Genomic DNA, 16,321 nt, shown 5'->3' with positions numbered 1-16,321 from the left:
TAGTGAGGGGATTGGTGCATATAATGCACGAAGCTCTTGTTATCTAAATTATAACACTGATTAGTAGAAGAATGCAAAATTATAATTGTATATATAAACTACTACTTTATTAATTTTTTTAGTTTTTTTGTGAACTTTTCCAAATCATCAATATATTCTTTCAATTGTTCGGGGCTCGGTGTTTCTTCACCTAGGGCAGATGACCTATCATGAACCCATTTTGAAGATTCTGTCATACCTTTTTCAACTTCTTCATATAATTCTCTATTAAATGGAGCTTTTTTTAGTCTAGACGTTTGAATTGCTGGATTAAATCTTTCGATAGATCCATTTAATAATAATTCTTCTATACTTTTTTCCCAAGTTTCCCTTAATTCTTCACACCACATTTTTGCCTTATGACTATATTCTAACTGTTCTTCCGGAGCATCAGAAGAGATATTGTTATAATAAGTTGTGATATTTTGAAGTTGTTCTCTTAGATAACCAATTCTTTTTCTAACAGTCATACTTATCCAAGGATGTGAGTTTGTAGAAATACCTGTTTCATTTTTAATTTTTCTAAGTGTATTATGACAACAATCAAGTTGTTTTTCTGAAGATTTATTTTGCATTAATAGTAAAAAAGGTAGGTCATGAGTGAAAATTACTACTTGCTTTTGTTGTGCTTCACCAATTAATCGATCAGCAATTATTTCTTTTCTTTTGTGATCAAGAGATGAAACAGGGTCGTCAAATACAATACAAACATTATTTTTGTTCATTGAGGTTTCAGACAAAAAATTTGCTAAAGCAATAGCCCGTTGTTCTCCCTCACTCAATATATCTATTGGTTTCTTTTCTTGTATAGTTAATTTATTTAAGGTTGTACCTTTTCTCCCCCTTTGTTTGATTTCAGCTGAAAAGTTAGCATTTAATTTTTGACATTCATTATTGAATGTCTCAATATATGTATCAGTTACATATTTAGAAAATAAACTGTTTTGTTTTGAAGTGATAGAACGTGTGTTAATTTTTATTTTGTTAGCATTATCTACCCACTCTTTGTTGTTTATAAAATCTTCTATTTTAGGAAGTAATTTTTCCACTTTTAATTTATCATTAAAGTCATTCTCTTTAATTTGTAGTTCTTCAATTTCCTTTTTTACACTGTCTTCATCAAGATTTTCAATTAAATCATTTAAATTGTTTATAACTTTTTCAATTTCATTATAATCAAAATTATAACCTTTAATTTGTGAATCCCATTGTAAATTATTGAGAGCTTTAAGGACCTTATCTTTGAGGTTTTCAAAATTATTTGAAGCTTGATTAATAGAATTAAATAAATCTATATTGTTATCTTTTAGAGAGTAACTTAATATAGAATCTTTATTTAAAATAGTTGTATTTATAAGTTTAAAGCGTCTTTCTTCGTCCTTGATAGAATTATTTTTAACGACTAATATTTTTTCGGACTCGTTTTTTAGATATTTCCAATATTTATCTATTAGTTTTATATTACTAATATCTTGGTGACAAAAAATACAGTAATTAACACTATGATTTATAGTTGTATAATATTTATAGGCTGATTCTATAAAATCTTTCCATTCTTTTGATCCTAATTTTTCTATGTTTTCATCTTTAAATTGAGTTATCCCTTCAGCTAAAGATACGTCTTTGTAATGATTTCTCTCTTCTATCAAACCTTTAACTTCACTTAAATAAGCAGAACTAAAAAGTTGGTTGAGTTTTTTTATTGTTTTTTTAACATCTTCAAGAATTGATATTAAATTTTGGTACTCTTGTTTTTTATCAAATATTTGCATTGATTGTAATTCTGATATTCGCTTATTATTATTAGCATGATTTTCCATATCATTTTCAGTTAATTTTACTTTTATTTTTAATTTATCAAAATCATCCTTTGTATTTAAATTTAGTAACAATCGTTTGATAGAAGTTTCTTTATCAAAATGGTTTATAAATGTATTGTCTAAGGTTTTATCATTGATTTTAGCTTCAAATTTTTCTTTTAATTTTTGAACAATTTCTAATAATTTATCAAAAAATTTAAATTCTGTTGGTGAAAATGATAGTTCAGATTCTTGGGTTAAATCGTGTAAAGCACTATGTGAATCAAATACCGATACATGGTCTGTATAAGGATGGTTTGTATCTTCTGGATAATATAGTTTATCTATATTACCATCATTAGTTTCAAAGTTAATATTAGCTGAAGGAGGCGACGGATTATCATTGAATATATTGGAAAGTAATCTAGTATCTCCTCTTGAAATAAAAATATTATTAAGTAAACGAGTAAACCCTGATTTACCACTACCATTTTCACCATAGATTAGTGTTAATTGAGGCCCAATAACTAAATTAGCATTATCTTTAATGGCATTTACACCAATAACATTATCTAAACCTTTCCAATTTGCTATTTTATGTTCATCAGTAGTATTAGTAATATTTCGGAATTCTATTTTTTCTCTATTAAGATTTCCATGTTCAAGCTTGTTATATTTCATAAATATAGAAAAAAAATCCTCTATATCTTCATCATAAATGTGACTCTTATCTAGTATTTTTTTAGCTATAACTTGTTGCCAGTAAGGTTGCTCTTCGATCCATTTTACTATATCATCAATAATCACTTTTCATTCTCCTTTTATAAAAATATAGATTGCAACTTTATTATACTAATTTTTTAAAAGTAGAAGATATATTTTTATTATTTTATTGTGTATATATTATCAAAAAATTAGGCTGATAAAGGTACACCTTAACCATACAAACTGAAGTATCGAAAATGATGCATTCTCATCGTGCAGTTAGGGTGTGTATAAATTGTGGTGTGAAAATAAAACGACAATATATTTTATTAAACCAACGAAAAGGTCAAATATATGTTGAATCATAATAATAGAATCCAGTAAATGATTATCAATAATCATTTACTGGATTTTTTAGTGTTTACGTCTTAACTAGTTAATTTATCAAGAGAATTAACTAGTTATTAGAAGTATCGTAAGTGACGTGATTTCTATTCAATACTTCTTCTAGTTTTTCTAAATGTTTAAGGGATGTTTCGGAGGTTCTTTTTCCTAATTCTAATACGATGGCATCAATTAAGGCGATGATTGGCAAAATAGAAAAATGATCCTTTCTTACAGATAGTTTTAATGTAACATTGCTAAATTCAATTAATGGTGATGTGTCATGATCGGTAATTAAGATGATGTCGTTTCCCTGTTGTTTGGTTTCTTTGACAGCGTTTATTACTGAATAAGTATAAGGTTCGAATGAAAATGCAATAAGCAAGTCACTGTTAGTCATTTTTTTAGTTTTATCAAATATGGCATCTGTATCATAGCTCAGTTGCTGGATACTTAAATTAAATTCATTTAATAAATGTTCTAAGTAGAGTGCTGTTGTTTTATAAGGTCGTGTACCTAATACATAAATATTGTTTGCTTGTTCAATTAAATTGATTGCTTGGTTAAATGATGAAATTAAATCAGGTTTCAGTGATTGATTTAGCAACGAAACACTTTTATCCCATACGTGTGTCAATGTATGGGATTTTACTTTGCCACTTTCGATAAATGCATTTTTAAGAGAAAATTTGGAATCATTTGGCATTGCGCTATTGTAGATATCTCTGCGAAAGTCATTGAAATTGTCATAATCTAAAGCGTGTATGGTACGCATAACTGTGGAAATACCGACTTCAGCATCTTTTGCTAATTCTTTGATAGTCACTAATCCTAAATCTTCAAAGTGTTTCAAAATGTAATCGCATAGCTTTTGCTGTTTTTTTGGAAGTGTTTTTTTGGTACTTACAATTTTAGCTTTTAAATCAAAAGTTTGATTCATAACTTTCGTTTGCCCCTTTACTCGTCATCAACATTATTTTCTATATCATATCAAAGAACTAGAAAGAATAAAAATTCTGAAAATGAACATAAATAATCCTTTTTAAATTAAAATGATTTACATTTGTTCATTTAGGTGGTAATATGCCATTAAATACTCAAAAGGGGGCAGGAAGTGTTGAATGTAAAAAGAAATGAATTGAAACAGGAAGTTCTAGAGTTTTTAGAAAATGAAATTCCATTGTATATTAATGGCGAATTTCAAGCATCAAGCAAAAATGAAGTATTTGAAGTAGTAGACCCTTCAGATGAATCATTAATAGCTAAGGTCCATGAAGCGAATGAAGAAGATGTAGATAAAGCGGTAAATGCTGCAAGAGAAGCATTTGATAATGGTTTATGGACAAAAATGGAAGCGCATACAAGAGCGAATATTATTTATGAATTTGCTAGATTACTTAAAGAGAATAGGGAAGCATTAGCTCAGTTAGAATCCATAGATAGTGGAAAACCTTATGAAGTTGCATTAGCTGATGATATTGATGGAACAATTCAACAATTTGAATATTATGCTGGTTTTGCTACAAAGATAAATGGTAAAACAACGCAAATTTCTAATGATTTGGTTAGTTATACAGTGCATGAACCTATAGGTGTAGTAGGACAAATTATCCCTTGGAACTTCCCATTATTAATGGCGGCATGGAAATTAGGAGCGGCTTTAGCGGTAGGTTGTACGATTGTGATTAAGCCTGCAACGGAAACGCCGTTATCGTTATTATATGCTGCGAAATTATTTAAAGAAGCTGGCTTCCCTGATGGTGTTGTGAATATAATCCCAGGACCTGGGCGCACAGTTGGAGAATCAATTGTAGCTCACGACAAGATAGATAAGGTTGCGTTCACTGGTTCTACTGGTGTAGGAAAATCAGTAATGAAAGGTGCAGCTGATCAGATTAAGAATGTCACACTTGAATTAGGTGGTAAATCTCCAGCGATTATTTTAAAAGATGCTGATTTAAATGAAGCAATTGAGGGTGCATTTAATGGAACCATGTATAACCATGGTCAAAACTGTAGTGCTTGTACAAGAGTCTATGTACAAAGAGCCATTTATGACGATGTAATTGCTGGATTAAAGCAACGTGCTGAAGAAGTGACAATTGGACCAAGTTTAGATGAAACAACGGATATGGGGCCATTAATTTCGAAACGTCAGCAAGAGAAGGTATTAGAATATATCAGTAAAGGTAAAGATGAAGGCGCACGTTTGATTGTGGGAGGCAATCGCAAGTTTGATAAGGGCTATTATGTAGAGCCTACAATATTTGCTGATGTCCAAGATGATATGACGATTGCACGTGAAGAAATCTTTGGTCCGGTAATGTCAGTATTTGTATTTGATGATATTGATGAAGTCATTACGAGAGCTAACGATAGTGATTATGGTTTGGCATCAAGTGTTTGGACTCAAAATATTAAGCATGGTCATTATATTTCTAAAAAGTTAAAGGCAGGTACGGTTTGGATTAATACAGTTGGACTTGAATTGGAAACAATGCCTTTTGGTGGTTACAAGCAGTCTGGTATTGGTCGTGAAATGGGTGGCGAATACGGTATTCAAAGCTACACAGAAGTTAAGAGCGTAATGATAAATATTAATTAATGGAGGTAATTATATGTATAAACCATACGGAATGATATCAGCATTACCAACACCAATGTTAGAGAGTGGTGAAATAGACTATGAATCATATAGCAAATTGATTGAACATGTGATAAGTGGTGGTATTCATGGTGTATTAGTTGGAGGTAGCACTGGCGAATATTCGTTAATGACGTTTGAAGAGCGTAAGGAAATTATTAAATTCGTTACAGAAACTGTAAATAAGCGTGTTCAAGTGATGGCTGGTACTGGATGTCATAGAACTAAGGATACGATTGAGTTAACGCAATATGCTGAAAGTGTAGGCGTAGATAGCGCTTTAGTTATCAATCCTTATTATATGGTGACAAGTGATGAAGGTATCATTGAACATTACCAACAAGTTGCTAATAATACGAATGTTGGAATTGTAATTTATCATTACCCAGATGCGACAGGAGTTGAATTGGCACCTGAGTTAATTCATGAGATTAGTAAAATAGAAGGAATCATTGGTATTAAAAATACTGCAGACGGCATTCATACATCTAAATTATTCGCACTTGTAAAGGACGACCCAGATTTTGCATTGTTAACAGGGTTTGAGGATTTATTCTTACCAACTTTAGCGTTAGGGGGCGCAGGTGCAATTGGTCTAGTGCATAATTTGGTACCAGACAAAATTGCAAAGCTCTATGAGTTAATTCAAGAAGATAAAATTCAAGAAGCAGCAGCATTGAATCAAACATTGTTACCACTATATCAATTGTTAGAAGAAGAAACTGTTCCTGGTACTGTGAAAGCTGGTCTTAAGGCTTTAGGCATTGCAAACACAACATGTAGATCACCATTGAAGCCGGCCTCATCTGAATTTGAAGCTAAGATTAAAGCATACCTAAATTAAGTTAAATTAAAATGTGAGAAGGTGCTTACTATGAAAGATGTAATTATTATAGGCGGTGGATTGGCTGGTTTATCAGCTGCATGGAGATTAAAGAATCATGACATCTTATTACTAGAGTCTGAAAATAGAGTCGGTGGACGTGTAATGTCTGAAAGAAGAGGTAACTATTGGATGAACTGGGGAGGTCATGTGTATGCAGGTAAAGGTTCTGCTACTGATGAATTACTGAAGTCTGTAGGTGTAAAAGCATTACCGGTTCCTGGAAAGTTATCGGCAATGCATTTAAATGGAAAACTATTATTAAACGGTAGGGTTGAATTATATCCATTTAGAGTACCAATGTCGTGGAAGTCTAGATTGTCGTTACTTAAAGCAGGAGCTAAGGTAAGAGCTGCAGTGATTAAATATGGCAAAGTTGCAAAGCAACTCGAGCATGAAGATTACAGTGTTAGACAACAGCGAATATTAGACTTTATGAATAATAAGACGTTTACCGACTTTACTGGAGCATTACCAGTTGATGCAGACGCTATATTTAGACCGACAGTTAGTCGTTCAACTGGTGAACCAGAACAGATTTCAGCAGGAGCTGGTATTGGCTATTTCCATATGATTTGGAATAAAGAAGGAGGGCTATCTCAAAATATTATGGGAGGTCCATCAACATTGACCAATACTATTGCTTGTCGTTTAAAAGAGCAGATTAAATTAAATGCACAGGTTTCTGAAGTTATCAAAAATAATGACTTTGTTACTGTCAGATATAAGATAGGAGATACGGAATATACTGAAACGGCCAAATATGTCATTTTAGCTACACCAGCCCCAATAACACAAAAAATCACTAAAAATTTAAGTCCAAAATTAGAACATGCATTAAAGCAAGTTAAATATGGTCCGCACGTAAGTGCATCATTTTTAACAAATGAAACGAGTGAACAAGTTTGGGATGACGTATATGCATTTGCAACACCTAAAAAATCATTTGATATATTAATACACAATTCAAATGTAGTACATGCCATGCATAATAAAAGAGAGCAAGGGAGTAGTTTTATGACTTTTTCTCCTGCAAATAGAGGAAAAGCATTGATAGATAAAAGTGAAGCAGAAATCTTAGAAATTTATTTAACTGATTTAGAAGAGATGTTTCCAGGATTTAGAAATTTAGTAGTCGAAGCAAAAGTTAATAAATTTCCTTATGGCTCTGCATATGTTTATCCAGGACGTGGTCAAATTCAAGCTACATTAACTGAGCCAGATGGTCGTTTATTCCTTGCTGGCGATTATTTAGGTACATTTTATACAGAAACTGCAATTCAAACAGGTTTTACAGCAGCACAAAATATTAACAGCCTATTAGGTTTTAATAAAATGGAAGAAATGCAAAATATTTTGTAAGCGTTTACAATAAAGAGCGGAGGCTTTTGCCATGAAAAAGAGAGAAATGGAAGATATGCCCCTTTGTAAATTTCACATGAAAATTTTCGCTTATGCAAGCGGAAGTTCATTTGTAGATGGCTACAGTTTAGGAATTATTGCTATTGCTTTGTCAGTGATGCAAAGTGATTTCGACATGTCCGTAACCATGATTGGTCTATTAGGTATGGGAACTTTAGGTGGCATGGTCATTGGTGGTTTAGTCGGAGGTTACTTCACCGATATATTAGGCAGAAAGAAAATGTTTATCATCGATATGCTGTTATTAGGCATATTTACTACATTGCAATTTTTTGTGACAGACCCAACACAATTAGTTGTATTAAGGTTTTTAATAGGCATTGCATTAGGGACAGATTATCCGATTGCAGGTTCGTTAATGAGTGAATTTGCTCCTAGTAAGCATAGAGGTGCGTTACTAGGGGGAATTAATGCATTTTGGTTTATTGGCTATGCGATTTCCTATTTAATTGGTTATTTTTTATTGCCATTAGGTCAAGGCAGTTGGAGATGGATGTTGATTAGTGGTGCATTACCAATTGTTCTGTTATTATTAGCGCGTCTAAACATGCCTGAATCGCCACATTGGTTGATTAAACAAGGTAGACATAAAGAAGCTAATACAATAGTTGAAAAGGTCTTTGGTCAAGGTGTGGTAGTATCTCATGAGGAGCAGGAAGCTAAAAAGACCAGTTTAGTTGATATTTTTAAAAATGGTTATGGTAAAAGAACATTTTTTGTATCTACATTTTGGTCCTTACAAGTAATGACTACATTTGCTATAGGTACATACATCCCTGAAATACTAGGTCAGTTTGGTTTTCAAGATGGTTCTCAAAAGTATTTAGGATCAGCAATTATCAATTTATTTTATTTAATAGGTATTTTTCCTGCGCTTTATTTAGTTGAAAAATATGGTCGTCGTCCAACATTAATTTGGCCTTTCCTAATTACAGCTATTGCATTGTTTAGTTTGGGCGTATTGTCTGCAGGCTCGACACCATTTATATTTATTATCTTAATATTTATTATATATGGCATTTTTAATACAGGTATGGGAAGTCATCAATGGATTTATCCATATGAATTATTTCCGACCCATGTAAGAGGGACTGGTGGTGGATTTACGACAACGATTAGTCGTATTGCTTCAGCGATTAGCACTTTCTTCTTCCCAGTTATCTTAGATAATTTTGGTGTTAGTATAACGATGTATATTGCTGCATTCTTATTAATGATTGGCTTCGTAATATCGGCTTTTATGGCACCAGAAACAAAAAGTATGAATTTAAAGGAAGCGGGATCGATTTAAAATATTGTTAAGTATTATAAAGTTTAGACATGAGACCGAGTATTTGTATTAATATGATTTACTATTCATTCATCGTAATAGTTGTAATTTAGAAAGATTGACATAAATATTATAGAGCCAAAAAACGCCATTAAATGAATTTTCCAATTCATTTAATGGCGTTGCTCGTTAAAATTAGGTGCTGATAAATATTAGATATGCAACGAAATAGCAGAATAAGTTAAATTACATTTTGAACTATAACTTTATATTAACGTTGTATAAAGCTATTAATTGCATCAATAAGACTGTATACACCTAAGAATGTCACGACGATTACGACGATACCACCGATGATATTAAGCCACACAGTATTGACATAGTTGCCCATTAAATTCCTTTTATTAATTACAATAAATATCAGAATCGCCACTGTTGGTAAGATGATACCGTTTAGTGCTTGTGCAACAAGTAATACTTGCAATGGTTCGAATCCTAATGCGGATGTAATAATACCAATAATAATGATACATGTGAATACAAATTTGTATTTTTTACTTTCCATGCCACCTTGCCAACCGAGTAAACTACTGATGGTAGCAGCTGCACCAGTTGGTGAGGCAATTGCTGAAGATAATCCAGCTGCAAATAAACCAATACTTATAGCAAATGGTGCGGCATTGCCTAATACGGGTTCTAATGGACCTGCGAGTTGGATGATACTAGTAACTTCTTTACCTTTGATTAAAGTGGCTGCTGCGATAAGAATAGCAGCTGAAATAATACCACCTATAGAAATTGATATAATTGTATCCCAACGTGCAAATTTTAATTCTTTGATATTACCAAAGCGTTCATGTACTGCAGTAGAATGGATAAAGAAATTATAAGGAACGACTGTGGTACCAATTAATGCGATAATAGTTATAATTGAGCCGTTAGGAATAGTCGGCACAAAGATACCCTTTAAGATTCCAATAATATCCGGTTTGATGACAATCATTGTTGTAATAAATATAATGCCCATGATTACCATTAGGAATATCATGATTTTCTCTAAAAAACGATAGTTACCAAACAGACCAATTAATAAAATAATTACACCAATGACAGGTGCTACTGCATTTTCAGGCAAATGTAATAAATAAGCAGCACCCAGTGAAGTACCAATTAAATCACCACTTATATATGCGGCACACCCCAGTGTTACGGCAATTAATGTAAACCAAACGATGATTAATTTACCTATCTTATTGGCGAATAAATCTTGAATCGCTTCGCCTAAACCTTCTCGTGTAACAAGGCTTAAACGAATAATCATTTCTTGTAAAACAATTGTTGCTACAATTGAAAAGACAACCGCCCATAATAAACTATAACCAAATCCTGCGCCACCTTGGGTCATTGTTGTGACAGTACCAGGACCGATAAATGAGGCTGTGATTATCATTCCAGGACCAATAGACTTAAATAGTTTCTTTGCATCCTTAAACATCTACACCACTCCTCAGTTATTTAGTTTTATTTAAATAGGCAACGTGTCCAGCAAGTACATACAGTACGGCAGTAGATACAAAATGAGCTGAATTTTGGTTCGGATCATTCATTGGATAAACCTCAACATAATCCATACCACATAATCCGAGTGTGCCGAATTCGTATATCATCGTTAGTAATTCATATGAGGTCATGCCATTACCATCAACTGGTCCACCAGGATTAAAGGCAAAGTCTAAAACATCACTACAAATAGTTAAGTACACGACATCGACATCTTTGCTTGCTTGCTTATATATGTCTCTTGCGAATTGTTTTAAGTTAGTTGCAGCACGAATATCGTTTATAGTAATTGTAACTGCGCCAGCTTCATTTGCGTATTTTCCGGTTTCAGGTTTATTTCTAGGGCCATGAATACCGGTATGAATAATACTTTCATTTCTGATACCATCAGTATGATATAAGTGCATAAATGGTGTGTTACGCGCGTAAATTTCACCCTCATAATCTGGCATATTATCGTAATGTGCATCTAAATGTATAATACCAACTTTTTTTCCTGTAGTTTCTGTTAAGGATTTTAAAATTGGATATGTAACACCATGCTCACCGCCAAAGCCGACAAGAAATTTGCCACTTTCCCATAAAGGCTTTACAAAGTCTTCAATATTTTCATAACTTTGCTTATTGTCATGGGCTACAAATGGGACATCGCCTACATCACCCAGTGATAAATGATTACTAATATTGATGTGATTCAATTCCGGTAAATACTGACTATAACGTGCTGAACTAGATCTAATTTGTTTAGGTCCTAATTCGACACCTGTATAATCTCCCCAAGTACTTTCACCTTCAAATGGTGCACCATAAATGATGACATCCGTATCTAATGTTTGTGACTTAGTTAGGTTCTTACTATTTAAAAAACAAGGTATATTGCCATATATATTATTTTTCATAATGTAATTCCTCCCCTTTGTTGTAAATAATTATATAAATTATTGTTTTGTATTTCAAATGAATGTAAATACTCGATTACTTATATAATTTATATTACCTGGGAAAGTTAGAAACTCAGCTTAGTTTAAAGGCGAATAGGGAACGTAATTTTGCGAAGATTTAAGCATTGTACCGCAGTGATGTAATAGCGAAGTGTTATGGAACGTGAAGTAGTATCAAAAGGTTGTATTATGCCCAACCACGGAAACGAGATGCTTCAGCAGTGCGTTTGATACCTAATACATAAGCTGCCAAACGCATATCCATTTTTCTATCTTCAGCTAAATCATAAATTGTGTTGAATGCTTCGACCATTTTGTCACGTAGCTTTGATTCTACTTCATCTTCAGACCAATAATAACCTTGCTTATTTTGTACCCATTCAAAATAAGATACAGTTACGCCACCTGCACTAGCAAGAACGTCGGGAATTAATAGTACACCACGTTGGTTTAATATTGCAGTTGCTTCTTGTGTTGTTGGACCATTAGCAGCTTCTGCAATAATGGTTGCCTTAATATTTGGTGCATTGTCAGCTGTAATTTGATTAGATAGTGCGGCAGGTACTAGAATGTCACAATCTAACTCAAGTAAATCTGAATTTGGAATCACATCGTCAAATAAATGTGTTACGCGACCGTGTTGTTCCTTTAATTCCACTAAATGTTCAATGTCTAACCCATCTGGATTATACAGGGCACCATAGCTTTCTGAAATTGCAACAATTTTTGCTCCCATTTCATGTAAAATTTTAGCAATAAAGCTACCAGCATTCCCGAAACCTTGAATTGCAACACGTGATTCTGAGATATTAATATTTTTACGTTTTGTAGCTTCTTCAATAGTTATTACAGCACCTAATGCAGTAGCACGATTTCTGCCTAATGAGCCTCCGAGTGCCAATGGTTTACCAGTTATAAACGCAAAAGCATTAGAACGGTTGATCTTACTGTATTCATCCATCATCCACGACATAATCTGTGGGTTTGTATATACATCTGGTGCAGGAATATCACTAGAAGGGCCAACGAACTGTGACACTGCTCTTACATATCCACGAGATAAGCGTTCTAATTCTTGTTGACTCAATTGTCTTGGGTCACAAATGATACCGCCTTTACCACCGCCATATGGTAAATTGGTAATACCACATTTCAATGTCATCCACATTGATAGTGCCTTTACTTCATCTTTATTAACATCCGGATGGAAACGAATACCACCCTTAGTTGGACCAACTGCATCGTTATGTTGCGCACGGTATCCGGTAAATGTCTTCATTGTTCCGTCATCCATACGAATAGGGATACGTACTTCGAGAAATCGTAATGGTTCCTTGATTAATTCGTACATCCCCTCATCAAAACCTAATTTATGTAAAGCAGCTTTAGTTACTTGTTGCGTTGATAACACTAAATTACTTTCTTCCGTCATAATATAACCCCTTTATTAAATATCTTCTATATTTATACATACTTGAAATACAAATATTAGCCTTATTGAGAATTAAAATCAATAAAATTTTATATATTTATCGAAAAATTCAGAAAATATTTTTGGAAAATTTATGAAGATCGCGTCATGACAGTATTTGTAATTCATATTAGAAAATGATAATATGAAACATATTAAATAGAAATAATATGAGGTGGAGATTTGGATTTTATAACAATTGAGGAGAGGGCAGATTTTGTTCATGGTTTATCCAATCCTATACGTCTACAAATATTAGAATTGATCAAAGATTGTGAATGTACTGTAAATCAAATTGTGTCAGCAACTCGAATTAGTCAATCTAGCGTGTCGCAACATTTAGCTTGCCTCAAAGGCTGTGGTTTAGTTACTTCTAGACAAGCAGGTAAGTATGTGTATTATAAGCTCACAACGAATAGTGTGAAAACATTGTTAACACTTATTGATACAGTGATTATAGAAACGCAAGATGATACAAAAAAATGTCAGCATCATATTAAATAATTAGTATTAGTAAAGAAAGAAGTTGATATGAGTGAGTCGTCAACAGTATAGAGGCAACAATTTACAAGGGCATCATGATAAGGCAGTAGAAGCGCACGATAATCATTGTTGCACAATAAATTCACATGAAGTGAATGATCATAGTAATAACAGTGAAACTGACTCTCAAACAGTTAAACAATCAGCAGAAACTTATTATATTCTTAAAATAACAGGTATGGATTGTAATAATTGCGCTAAGACCATTGAACAATCAGTACTAAAGTTAAATGTTGTTCAAGATGCGCGTATTAGTTTTGCAACTGGAAAATTACATTTGAATGTTAATTGCAAGGAAGATATACAGCAAGTCATACAAACGATTGAACAGTTAGGCTATGGTGTGAGTGTGCTTAGTAATGCTGGTACTGAAACAGTATTTAAGATTCAGGGTATGGATTGTAGTGATTGTGCCAAAACGATAGAACAGCATATGACTCAATTAGATTATGTAGATCGAGCGAGCGTTAATTTTGCAACTGGAAAGTTAGCTTTACAATATAATGGACAGCCCAAACAGGTTATTAAAGAAGTAGCTAAGTTGGGATATAGTGCGACGCTATCAAATGAACAAACCCAACAACAGTCGATACTGACTTTATTTAAATTGCCATTGATATCGTTAATATTACTGTTGTGTGCTTGGTTATTCACTTACTTTAGTATGTCAAATATTTTAGTTAATACATTGCTACTAACTGCAATTATCATTTGCGCATTTAAAACGGTAAAAAGTGGCATTTTTGCCTTGAAGGCTAAACGATTAGATATGAATGTATTGATGTCAGTTGCTATTATAGGTGCTGTGTTACTTGGAGAATACTTTGAAGCGACAATGGTTATCTTATTATTTGTAATAGGCACAAGTTTACAACAAGCTTCCATAGAAAAGACCCGGGCGACTATCCAATCACTTATGAATCTAACACCACAAGTAGCACGAGTTAAACAAGAAGATGGTTGGTCAGAACAAAGCGTTGCCAGTATTGCTGTTGGAAACATAATTCAAATTAGACCGGGTGATCGTGTGCCATTAGATGGTGTGATAATAGAAGGTACATCAGCGATAAACCAAGCTCCGATAACAGGTGAGTCTATTCCTGTAAATAAAAGTATGGGTGATGAGGTCTATGCTGGTACTATTAATGAGGATAATACATTAGTAATTGAAGTGACTAAAACAGAACAACAAACCATGCTGGCACACATTATTGATTTAGTTGAAACTGCACAAGAACAACAGGCACCAACACAGAGTTTTATTGATAGGTTTGCAGAAATATATACACCTGTAGTGTTTGTATTGGCTCTACTTGTTATGATAGTGCCTCCACTATTTGCCTTTGGTACATGGGGGAGCTGGATTTATAAAGGATTGGAATTACTGGTTATCGCATGCCCATGTGCGTTAGTGATTTCAACACCTGTCGCAATTGTGACTGCTATAGGTAATGCTGCTAAAAACGGGATTCTAATTAAAGGGGGCAGTTATCTAGAACAGCTTAGCTCACTTAATGTTCTGGCGTTCGACAAGACAGGTACATTGACTACAGGGGAGCCAACGGTTCGATCAGTTGTAGAAATTGATAGTGACAAACAGCAGTTGATTGCAATAGCACAAGTCCTTGAATCGCAATCATCTCATCCGATTGGACAAGCAATATTAAATTATACTGATCCGCAGAATAATTTAACTTCAATGCAACCTGAAACATTTGAGAATATACCTGGCAAAGGTATTAGTGCTGTTATAAAGGGTGAAAGATATTTCGCAGGTAATATGTCATTTGTAGCTAGCATAAATGACAAAGTTACTCAATATCAGCATGCTATTTTAAATCATATGACTCAAGGCGAAACCGTAGTCGTTATTGCTAATCAATCACAATTACTTGGCTATATTACTTTGAGTGATAAAGTACGTGAAGGAACACAGGAAACTATGCTGAAGTTAAAACGTTGTGGTATTGAAGAAACGATAATGTTAACAGGGGATAATAAAGGTTCCGCGAAAAATATTGCGCGAAGTTCTGGCATAAAATCATACTATGCTGAGTTATTACCAGAAGATAAATTGCGCCAAATAGAAATGATTCAACAGCAAGGTAAAGTTGTCGGTATGATAGGAGATGGCATAAATGACGCGCCTGCATTAGCAACGAGTAATATTGGTATTGCTATGGGTGGTATCGGTACAGATACAGCAATGGAAACTGCAGATGTAGTGTTAATGACAGATAAATTGGAGTATGTTCATTACGCGATACAATTAAGTAAACGAACGACTGCAATTATCAAACAAAACATTTATTTTTCTATTATTATAAAATTAATTGCTTTTATGCTTGTCTTTCCTGGATGGCTCACGCTGTGGTTAGCCATTTTAAGTGATACAGGGGCTGCAGTATTAGTTGTCTTGAATGCATTGAGGTTATTGAAAGGAATCAAGATATGATGGCTTAATATATAATGAAATTATTAAAAAATGAATTTCATATGAATGTCTTGTTGTGAAAAAACGATAAATGTACCTTAAAATTGTTTGTTACACATAATTGATGTAATTATGCCTCTTTTAAAATCAGTTATAGCCTTTATCATTGAGGTAAGTAAGCGAATAGAGTTAATTTAAATCGTGTTATAAATTAAATTGAAGCAGG

At 33.3% G+C, this 16,321-nt stretch carries 11 protein-coding genes; 6 read left to right on the top strand and 5 right to left on the bottom strand.

The window, feature by feature from the left end:
* Window positions 1-101: 101 nt before the first annotated feature.
* Together ACY191_RS13310 and ACY191_RS13305 are read right to left on the bottom strand one after the other, a co-directional pair.
* On the bottom strand, window positions 102-2,645 hold the full coding sequence (locus ACY191_RS13310) for an AAA family ATPase (RefSeq protein ID WP_229366944.1): 2,544 nt from the start codon (window positions 2,643-2,645) through the stop codon (window positions 102-104).
* Window positions 2,646-3,000: 355 nt separating this feature from the next.
* On the bottom strand, window positions 3,001-3,867 hold the full coding sequence (locus ACY191_RS13305; RefSeq protein WP_229366945.1) for a MurR/RpiR family transcriptional regulator: 867 nt from the start codon (window positions 3,865-3,867) through the stop codon (window positions 3,001-3,003).
* Between the two features lie 174 nt (window positions 3,868-4,041).
* Here ACY191_RS13305 and ACY191_RS13300 point away from each other — a divergent pair, with 174 nt between their 5' ends.
* Genes ACY191_RS13300 through ACY191_RS13285 form a run of 4 tightly spaced genes read left to right on the top strand, consistent with a single transcriptional unit; the run spans window position 4,042 to window position 9,167 of the window.
* Window positions 4,042-5,532: an aldehyde dehydrogenase family protein gene (locus ACY191_RS13300; RefSeq protein WP_405051314.1), complete on the top strand. Its 1,491-nt coding sequence runs from the start codon at window positions 4,042-4,044 to the stop codon at window positions 5,530-5,532.
* Between the two features lie 13 nt (window positions 5,533-5,545).
* Entirely contained in the window at window positions 5,546-6,415 is an 870-nt protein-coding gene (dapA, locus tag ACY191_RS13295; protein WP_229366947.1) for a 4-hydroxy-tetrahydrodipicolinate synthase, read from the top strand.
* A 30-nt stretch (window positions 6,416-6,445) separates the two neighbouring features.
* On the top strand, window positions 6,446-7,816 hold the full coding sequence (locus ACY191_RS13290) for a flavin monoamine oxidase family protein (protein WP_042738017.1): 1,371 nt from the start codon (window positions 6,446-6,448) through the stop codon (window positions 7,814-7,816).
* Between the two features lie 31 nt (window positions 7,817-7,847).
* Window positions 7,848-9,167 (top strand): MFS transporter, encoded by a 1,320-nt coding sequence (locus ACY191_RS13285; RefSeq protein ID WP_042738018.1) that lies wholly within the window; start codon window positions 7,848-7,850, stop codon window positions 9,165-9,167.
* Window positions 9,168-9,417: 250 nt separating this feature from the next.
* Here the strand turns inward: ACY191_RS13285 and ACY191_RS13280 are convergent, their stop codons facing one another.
* The 3 genes from ACY191_RS13280 to ACY191_RS13270 form a co-directional block, all read right to left on the bottom strand.
* Complete coding sequence (locus ACY191_RS13280; RefSeq protein ID WP_042738019.1) at window positions 9,418-10,641, bottom strand: Nramp family divalent metal transporter; 1,224 nt, start codon at window positions 10,639-10,641, stop codon at window positions 9,418-9,420.
* 16 nt (window positions 10,642-10,657) lie between these two features.
* Entirely contained in the window at window positions 10,658-11,605 is a 948-nt protein-coding gene (locus ACY191_RS13275) for an agmatinase family protein (protein ID WP_042738020.1), read from the bottom strand.
* 229 nt (window positions 11,606-11,834) lie between these two features.
* A complete protein-coding gene (locus ACY191_RS13270; protein ID WP_042738021.1) occupies window positions 11,835-13,079 on the bottom strand; it encodes a Glu/Leu/Phe/Val family dehydrogenase in 1,245 nt (414 codons plus the stop codon).
* 222 nt (window positions 13,080-13,301) lie between these two features.
* Between ACY191_RS13270 and ACY191_RS13265 the strand changes: the two genes are divergently transcribed.
* Together ACY191_RS13265 and ACY191_RS13260 are read left to right on the top strand one after the other, a co-directional pair.
* Entirely contained in the window at window positions 13,302-13,622 is a 321-nt protein-coding gene (locus ACY191_RS13265) for an ArsR/SmtB family transcription factor (protein ID WP_042738022.1), read from the top strand.
* Between the two features lie 31 nt (window positions 13,623-13,653).
* On the top strand, window positions 13,654-16,116 hold the full coding sequence (locus ACY191_RS13260; RefSeq protein ID WP_042738023.1) for a heavy metal translocating P-type ATPase: 2,463 nt from the start codon (window positions 13,654-13,656) through the stop codon (window positions 16,114-16,116).
* The last annotated feature ends 205 nt before the right edge of the window (window positions 16,117-16,321 follow it).

The organism is Staphylococcus sp. TCBT05 (assembly GCF_055179755.1).
The sequence above is the reverse complement of the archived record's forward strand: the minus strand, read 5'-3'. Positions and strand labels throughout refer to the sequence as shown.